General features: G+C 55.6%; 4 protein-coding genes. All 4 read right to left on the bottom strand.

The window, feature by feature from the left end; all coding sequences use genetic code 11:
• Window positions 1-563: 563 nt before the first annotated feature.
• Window positions 564-4,769 carry a carbohydrate-binding domain-containing protein gene (locus ACJROR_RS07490; RefSeq protein ID WP_406546577.1) on the bottom strand — a complete coding sequence of 1,402 codons (4,206 nt, stop codon included), beginning with the start codon at window positions 4,767-4,769 and terminating at the stop codon, window positions 564-566.
• Between the two features lie 446 nt (window positions 4,770-5,215).
• Window positions 5,216-5,863 (bottom strand): histidine phosphatase family protein, encoded by a 648-nt coding sequence (locus ACJROR_RS07485; RefSeq protein WP_406546576.1) that lies wholly within the window; start codon window positions 5,861-5,863, stop codon window positions 5,216-5,218.
• A gap of 18 nt (window positions 5,864-5,881) precedes the next feature.
• Complete coding sequence (locus ACJROR_RS07480) at window positions 5,882-6,721, bottom strand: adenosylcobinamide-GDP ribazoletransferase (protein ID WP_406546575.1); 840 nt, start codon at window positions 6,719-6,721, stop codon at window positions 5,882-5,884.
• Window positions 6,696-7,766 carry a nicotinate-nucleotide--dimethylbenzimidazole phosphoribosyltransferase gene (gene cobT, locus ACJROR_RS07475; RefSeq protein WP_406546574.1) on the bottom strand — a complete coding sequence of 357 codons (1,071 nt, stop codon included), beginning with the start codon at window positions 7,764-7,766 and terminating at the stop codon, window positions 6,696-6,698. The genes ACJROR_RS07480 and cobT overlap by 26 nt, the downstream gene beginning before the upstream one ends.
• Window positions 7,767-8,048 lie beyond the last annotated feature (282 nt).

Here is an 8,048-nt window from a genome sequence, read left to right as displayed (position 1 = left end):
ATGAAATAAGCGCCGCCGATAAAGAACCGGAACAGGGACGTTCCGGAGAGCTGTGGGGGTTCATGATGAGCCCCCTTCCTTTTTTCGGATCGGTCATTATTGAACCAGCCAGTTTTCTCCTTCTTTGCTTTCCCATTCTTCTTCCTTTCTCACCTCTTTGCCTCTTCCTTATTCTCAGATCCGCCTTATGCTCAGATCCGCCTTATGCTCAGATCCGCCTCATTCTCAGATCCACTTCCTGTAAGTTATCATTTCTTCCCGGGGATGTTTGTATCTACATCCGGAAAAGACGATCTCTTTGACAAGCTCCTCCGCCAATCAGAAAACCTTGTGACATGCGTGTTTGCCGGGTTCCTTCAGCGCATGAATTTCTGACTCCCAAAAACTCACCGCAAAAATTCTGAAAAATATCTGCCGGAACGATATTAACGACGGTATTTTTTGGGATATTTTCCGGCGGGGCTGATACGCACTGATCCGCCGCCTTAAAGCAAAAAAGGCCGGAACGTCCGGCCCTTTCTCTTATCTTAAGCTTAAGAATTCATGAGCTCATGCTTAAGCCCTTAGTTCGTACCCTCCAGAGCCACGCCGTTCACATAAAGGGTGTAGCCGTTGCCGTAGACCTGAGAGGCATTGCCGGTGAAGGACGTAACGTAGCTGTCTCCGGTAAGCTCCCAGACACTGGAGGAATCCGCCAGGGTAACGGCCACAGTTCCTGCAGAGGAGGATACCGTGGTTCCCGCCGCATTTACGATGCTGCCGTCAATGGCGCCCGCAAAGGTGGAGCTCTCCAGCTGCAGCGTCAGGGAGGAATTGCTGCCAACTTTGATATTGCCGCTGAGATACTGATCGGAAGCATACAGGGCCGCGGAGTTGCTGCCGCCGCTCCAGCCGTCATCGGAAACGGAGAGGAGAATGTTTTCCGGATCGGAGTTGGTGATCTCCACGCCGTTCAGCGTGATTTTGGCATTGGTGTTTGTCACATGAAACACATGACCGCTCTTGCTCTCAATGCTGCCGCCGGTCATGGTGAATTCAGACTGGCCGCTATTGGCATCGCCGGACATGGATTGGTACATCATGACGGTGTCCAGGAACTGGGCATTCCCGTTTCTCTTGGTATTGCTGGCTGTAAGCGAGGTGTTTACCAGCTCCACGGAGTTTTCCCCTTCGATGCAGATGCCTTCGGAAAGGTTGGATACCAGAACGGCCTCCGCGACACGCACTTTGGCGGTGGAGTAAATGGCCGGAGATCCCAGACCGTTGGAGGTATAGGTGCCGCCGGAGACATACACCTCCCCGCCGCCGCGATCAGTGCGGATGGGAGCGGAGGAATTGCCGCTGGTGGTAATCGTGAGGTTCTCGGCCTTGGTAATGCCGCCGCCGGTGGTCATAATGCCGCCGGAACCGCCGCCCGTGGTGGTGATTACCGTATCGGAAATGATCACCGTGGTGCCGTCGCCGTCCGCGCCGTTCTGTCCGCCGTTACCGCCGTAGCTGAATACCGCATTGGCTCCGGTGGCCTGAGTGCTGATGGTGCCGCCGGTGATGGTGGCAATAGCGCTGTCCTTCACCAGTACCGCAGCGTTAAGACCGTAAAAGTTGCAGTCATCGCCGCCGTCCGAGTCTCCGGTTTTGGTAACCGCGGGATTAACGATGTCAGCCGAAATCGCGCCGGAGATGATGAGAGCGCTGACATCTGCGGCGGAGCTGGCATAGGTCTGTCCGTTCTGGGTTTCCGCAGCGGTAATCATGGTCGCGGCTTCATAGGTAATATCCCCTGAACTGCCGCCTCCCGGAGCTGTGCCGCCACTGTTCCCTCCCGGAGGTTCGCCCCCGGGGTTGGTGCCGCCATTGCCCCCCGGAGGCTCACCCCCGGGGCCGGTGCCGCCGCCATTGCTTCCCGGAGGCTCGCCCCCGGGCCCCATGCCGCCGCCGGAAAGAGCGGTATAAACATGAGTGCTGCTGTCAGTGGTTATGGTTCCGGTTACCGATCCGCCGCTGAAGGCCGGCATCTCCGTATAAAGTCCGCGGAAGCTTACGCCGGAGGTCAGGGTAACACCGGAATGAATGCTGTAGGTGTCGCTGTCAGCCAGTTCCGGAGCTGAAATAGTGGCCAGACTGAAGGACGAATCCGGCAGAGTCAGCGCGAATACCGGCGTTCCCGCAGAATTGGTAACGGCTATGGAGGTATTCCGGGAGCCCAGATAGGATGAACCGATAACAAAGGTGTTCTGGGTGGTGGTGGCTGAGCCGGAGCTGGCATACTCATGGCTGGAACCGCTGATGCCGGCAAGAATGCCGCCGGTTATGGTCAGCTTGCCGTCGCAGTCAAAGCCGTCCTCGCTTCCCAGAGTCGAAACCGAAAGCACCGTGCCTCCGGAAATGTTTATATCCCCGTTGGAGTCAATGGCATCAGCGCCGGAGGAGTTAAGGAAGACCTGGCCGCCGGAGATGCTGATAAAGCCGTCTCCGTCCCTGCTGGCATTAAGAGCGTCATCGGTGGTGTTGATAACGAAGCTGCCGCCGGAAATATCAACGCCGTACTTACCTTCAATGCCCTCCGGGGAGCAGGACTTCTTTTCATAAGTCTCCACGCCGTCTTCGTCATAGTAGGTGATGTAATTGCTGGTATCGGAATCGATTACCTGGCCGGTGGTGGTGATGGCGAAATTGCCGCCGGTAATGGTAATGAGCGGCAGCGGGTCATCTGCGGTATCCGCGGTTTCCGCATCCTCCTCAATGTCCCACTTGGCGCTGATGGCCTTCCCCACGGTATTGATGGTCACCTGCCCCCCGGTAAAGGTCATGCCGCCCAGCCCGGCTCCGTCCGCGCTTTCATCGCCGGAGACGATAATGCCGCGGCTCTGCTTGTTGGTGTGCGTGCCAACGCCTTCCACATAAACCGTGCCGCCGTGCATATCAAAGCCGTTCTTGCTCTGAAGACCGTTCCGGCCCTCGTTGTAAACGCCAATGGCGCCGCCGTATACGTAAATGCGGTTTTTGGCATAGATGCCGTGCTTATAACCGGTGCTCACGGTGAGCCGGCCGTCTCCGCTGAAGCGCAGGGTGCCCTTGGTCGTCAGGGTGCCGTTGTCGCTGGAGCCCAGAGCCCACTTGGCGGTTTTAACCAGATCCTCGTCGCTGGTATCTACAGAGGCGGCATTGTCATCATAGAATTCCACGCCGTTTGCGGAGCTGTACCCGGTGCCGAAGACCCGGCCGTCGGTAAGGTAGTTATCCCCCTTAAGGGTAATATAGGCAGTGGCGGTCTTGGGGCTCACCACAATGGCCGGATAGGCGCCGCTGGAAATATCGATGCCGTTAAGAGTAAGGCCGATTATGGCATTCTTCTTCCCGGCAAATTCGATGGTGGCATTCTCCGCTGTTCCGGAAAGGACAATCTGGGGAATCACCTCATCAAGACCGGGAACCTCCAGCCCGGAAAGATCCACGGTAACATAGCTGTGCCCATTGTCATCCAGCGAGCCGTTAACGGTGGCGCCGAAGAAGGAATCTCCGTCATTAAGCCTCTGGTAATTAATGCCATCCAGTGAAACAGAGGCCTCCGTGATGTTTACATAAATTACGGTATTAAACTGCGGAGCTTCCGGATCTGCCAGGTTTTCACCATACTCTCCGGTATAGCTGCTGAAAAGATCGTGCTTGGTAACAGCTGTCCCATCAGAAGGTTCTTCGGTTTCATCCTCCCCCTGGGGATTGTCCGGCCCGGAAGGATTATCGTTACCGCCGGGGCCCGGAGGAACGACCGGATCATCAGTGCTGCCGCCGGGATTGTCAGGGTTATCGGTATTGCCCCCCGGGTTATCCGGGTCATCGGTGCTGCCGCCGGGGTTATCAGGATTGTCAGTGCTGCCCCCCGGATTGTCAGGGTCATCAGTATTTTCGCCGGGGTTGTCAGGGTCAACAGTACTGCCGGAAGACGCGTTGTTCAAAGCTGTGATGACATCATTGCCGGTAATGCTTTCCTGGTTTGCCAGACCGTCATAGACAGAATCAATCAGAGACTTGTATTTGGCAACCTCGGCAGTTACGCTGTCGGCGCCTGTACTGGCGCTTTCCAGTCTGGTCTCAAGAGCTGCCGCGCTTTCCGGAAGAACGTTATTTCGCGCCAGAAGCTCTCCGGCCACCAAAGCCCGGAGTCCGTCAGCATTGGTGATGTCGCTGTTGTAATCAATATCGGTAACGGCTCTGGAAACCCCGGCGGCGGCAGTCACGCTTTCCAGGGATGCCGTGTACACATCAGATGTCAGGGATGCATGGTCTTCGGCCGCAACGGTCAGATCTGCCAGAGTGCTGAAGGGGGTAATGGTATAGAAGGCATCAGGATTGTTCCGGTCAAAAAACACCTCCCGGGAAAACACCGTATTCTGAGTCAGACTGGTGCTGGCGCCGTAGATATGATCCGTGGCCTGAGAACTGGCAGCCTCGCAGATAACCCGGACATGGTCAGCGAGATTCCCGGAGGAATCCTTAAGATCGCTTTCCGGAATTTCTAAAACGGCCTTGCCTGAAGCATCTGTGGTTTTCCAGGCCTCAGCGGCATCCCGGGAGCCGTTCCGGTTTACATCTCCGAAGCAGATTGCTCCTTCAACATAGCCGTCAATAACCTGAAGTCCCAGTTGAAGAGAAGCCGCCGTATCATCAGCATTGCTGCTGCTATTTCCGCTGCTGCCACCGCCGCCGCAGGCTGTAAGTCCCATGGAAAGCAGAATCGCCAGGGACATTTTGGAGAAAGCGCATTTCATATCAATACCGTCACGAAAAAGAAAACAAATGGAAAAGGAAGCAAAGAAAAGACAGAAGCGTCAAAAGAATACTTAAACAATGATCACGTCCGCATAGTCATTGTAAACAGCGCTTATGGACGTGCTCAATTCTGAAAAAGCCGTATTTTGAACAAAACGGCAATATTTTCAGACAGCGGGGGACAATCAGAGTGAAACCTGAAAACGAAAGCGGCAGTAGAACTTATTAGACACCGGCCGCCGGATACAGTCTGACGACTTTTGCGTTTGACGGGTTCCTGGCTGCACGGTTCTAGCTGCGATAGTGAAAACGAGCCAAATTCGATAATGAAAACGAGTCAAACCCGATAACGAAAACGGGCCAAACCCGACAATGAACGGGCCAAACCCGATAACAAAATGCTTCGGCGCCTTTTGCATCCCTGTGTATTTTCGCCGCGTTTCCGTTAGTTCCCAGGGGTTTTGGAATTCAGAAACATAATTCGGGGAAACACTCTCTCCATGCTGAACTCCTGCTCTGCATTCTGAAAGTATTTTATCCCGGTGAATTTGCCATAGGCGGGAGATGCCCTTTGCAGAATGTTAAGCACCGGACACTCCAGGATCCCCTGAAGCAGCGTGCTGATAACCCCGCTGTGGGTGACTGCCAGAATGCGGCGGTTTTCCCGGAGCTCGTGCTCCCGCGCCAGAATCCTTTCCAGAAAACCAAAGACGCGTTTTCTGAGATCTCCGGCATGCTCACCGCCCGGAAAGGCGGCATTTTCTCCCCGGTTCAGCTGCTCCAGGATCTGTTTTTCCTCCGGAGTAAAGTCCTGAAAGGCCTTGCCGTCAATGGATCCGAAGCTGATTTCCCGGATCTCCGGAGCTGCGGTGACCTGAGGATCCCCAAGGGAGATCCCGGCCGCCTCCAGGGTTTCCCGGCAGCGCTTCATGGGGGAGACATAAATTTCCTGAAAGCTTTCTCCGGAGATTTTGACCATGTTTGCCAGCTCCTCCCGGAGGCAGCCGGCGTCGGTGCCGGATCCGTAAAAAGCCGTGGGGCCGTCGATCCGGCAGTGCCTTAAAATAATCAGTTCTGTTTCGATGTAGCTCATAGGATTCCCGGACAGGATTCAGGATAACGGACTTATCTCAATTATAGCCGACAGCACCGGGAGATCTCCCTTCAGGAAACCGGCGGCAATGACGAGTCCTGTGATAAGGGCCAAAATTTGCAGGGCTCCCAGGCAGTCTCCGGTAAAGCCTCCGATGTGCCGCATCAGAAAACTCCGGAACCAGAGCATCATAACGACCCCGGTAACGCACAGCGCAGTCATGAGGACGGGATCCAGAAGGAGCCAGCCCGGGATCAGCGCAGTAATGACAAGGATCAGAAGATCGCTTTTTCTCATGCCGGTGGCCAGGGGCTTGGACTTGGATTTGAGATCCAATGCTGCCTGATAGGGCATGATGAAGATCAGGGCTCCCGAGCTCCCCCGGGACAGGGCGTGCAGGGAGATGAGAAGGGCGGCGGCGGCAAGCCAGCCCCGTTCCAGAACATAGGCCAGAAGAGCCCATTCCAGAGTAAGCTCCATAAAGAGCCCCGCACCTCCGAAGGTGCCCAGCCGGGAATCCTTCATGATAGTGATCTTTTTTTCCGGATCAAAGCCGCCCCCGAAGCCGTCGCACATGTCGGCAAAGCCGTCCTCGTGAAAGGCGCCGGTAAGGAGCAGGGAAACCCCGGTAAGAATAATGGCGGCGATGTTTGCCGGAAGAAAGAACCACAGGGGATACAGAAAGGCCGCAAGAAGAAAGCCGATGAGGGCTCCGACTGCGGCATAGTAGCGGGAGGCATGGTTCATTTTTTCGGAAGAGAAATCAAGCTCCGCCGGCACCGGAATTCTGGTAAAGAAGGCCAGAGCCAGCCAGAAGAGATTGATTTCCCTCTTAATTACGGTAAATAATCCGGCCACTTTTGCTGTCCCATTCCGCCATCCTGCTGAAAAACGCCGCGGCGGATTTAATAAGTGAATACGAGAGGGCGGCTCCGGTGCCTTCCCCCAGTCTGAGGCCCAGCCGGAGCAGGGGAGTGGCCTTCAGCATTTCCAGCATCCTCAGGTGTCCCGGTTCCCCGCTTTCCGTGGCAAAAACCATTTGCCCCCGGATCTCCGGCGTTATGCGGCAGGCTAAAAGGGCGGCCGCGGTAACGATAAAGCCGTCGATAACCAGGAGAATGCCCCGGTTTCGGGCATGGGTCATGGTATAGACCATTTCCGCGATTTCAAAGCCGCCCAGAGCCCGCAGAATTACCTCGGGAGGGGCATTTTCCGGAACCCGGGCCAGAGCTTTCCGGATGAGAGCTTTTTTAAGAGCCAGCGCCTGATCGCCGATGCCGGTGCCCCGGCCGGCGCATTCCTCCGCAGGGAGTCCGGCCACCCTGGCCAGAATGGCGCTGGCAGGGGTGGTGTTTCCGATGCCCATTTCGCCGAAGAGGAGCGCGTTGATGCCCCGGGAAACGGCATTGTCCGCAATGCTTTTGCCGAACTCTTCCGCCTTTTTAAGCTGTTCCTCCGTGAGAGCGTCTTCCTCGCTGAGATCCCGGGTGCCCCGGCCCAGAGAGCAGTTTCTGACCCGGGATATGCCGTCCGGCAGGATCTCTTCCGGGCGGCTGATGCCGGAGTCAATGATTTCAAAGGGGATCCCCGCAGTGTCCAGAAAGGCGTTGATGGCAGCGCCGCCCCGGATGAAGTTATTTACCATTTTTACCGTGAAGTTGCTTCCCGTAATGCTTACGGGGTGCGCGGCCGCTACGCCGTGATCTCCGGCAAAGATAAGATGAAGGGGGGTAAGCTTAAGGTCGTCTCCGGGTTCCGCTCCCAGCGCAAGAGCTGTCTGGAGGGCCAGATCCTCCAGAAGACCCAGGGAGCCCAGAGGCTTCGCCTTGCGGTTTATGGCATCTGTAAGCCTTTTGATGCGATCGGCCGGAAAATAATCATGGAATTTCATTTCTGCGGTCATTTCTGATGTTTATTCCGAAATCATGCATTTACAAATTTCAGGGAGGCAATGCCTTATGATCCAGGGCTTTGAAGTGACAGCAACGCTCTTCTGCATAATGAAACTGCGAGAAATTCAAAACAGAGCAGCGCGCCCGGTTCATTATCACATAAATCTGCCTGCGGGAATAACAGTGAAATTAAAGCCGGCGGAGAAGATCTCAAAGGATGCTGTCAGCCCATGATGAATTGAGAAGCGGTATCAGGCGCTTCTGATGCCGCCGCAGCGGAGCTCTGCTGAGCG

The sequence above is a fragment of the Succinimonas sp. genome (assembly GCF_045225735.1).
GTDB lineage: Bacteria > Pseudomonadota > Gammaproteobacteria > Enterobacterales > Succinivibrionaceae > Succinimonas.
The sequence above is the reverse complement of the archived record's forward strand: the minus strand, read 5'-3'. Positions and strand labels throughout refer to the sequence as shown.

What these genes read in the sequence shown, in the direction of transcription:
- ACJROR_RS07490 (WP_406546577.1), bottom strand. Translation starts at nt 4,769, where the DNA reads ATGAAATGCGCTTTCTCCAAAATGTCCCTGGCGATTCTGCTTTCCATG.
- ACJROR_RS07485 (WP_406546576.1), bottom strand. Translation starts at nt 5,863, where the DNA reads ATGAGCTACATCGAAACAGAACTGATTATTTTAAGGCACTGCCGGATC.
- cobT (WP_406546574.1), bottom strand. Translation starts at nt 7,766, where the DNA reads ATGACCGCAGAAATGAAATTCCATGATTATTTTCCGGCCGATCGCATC.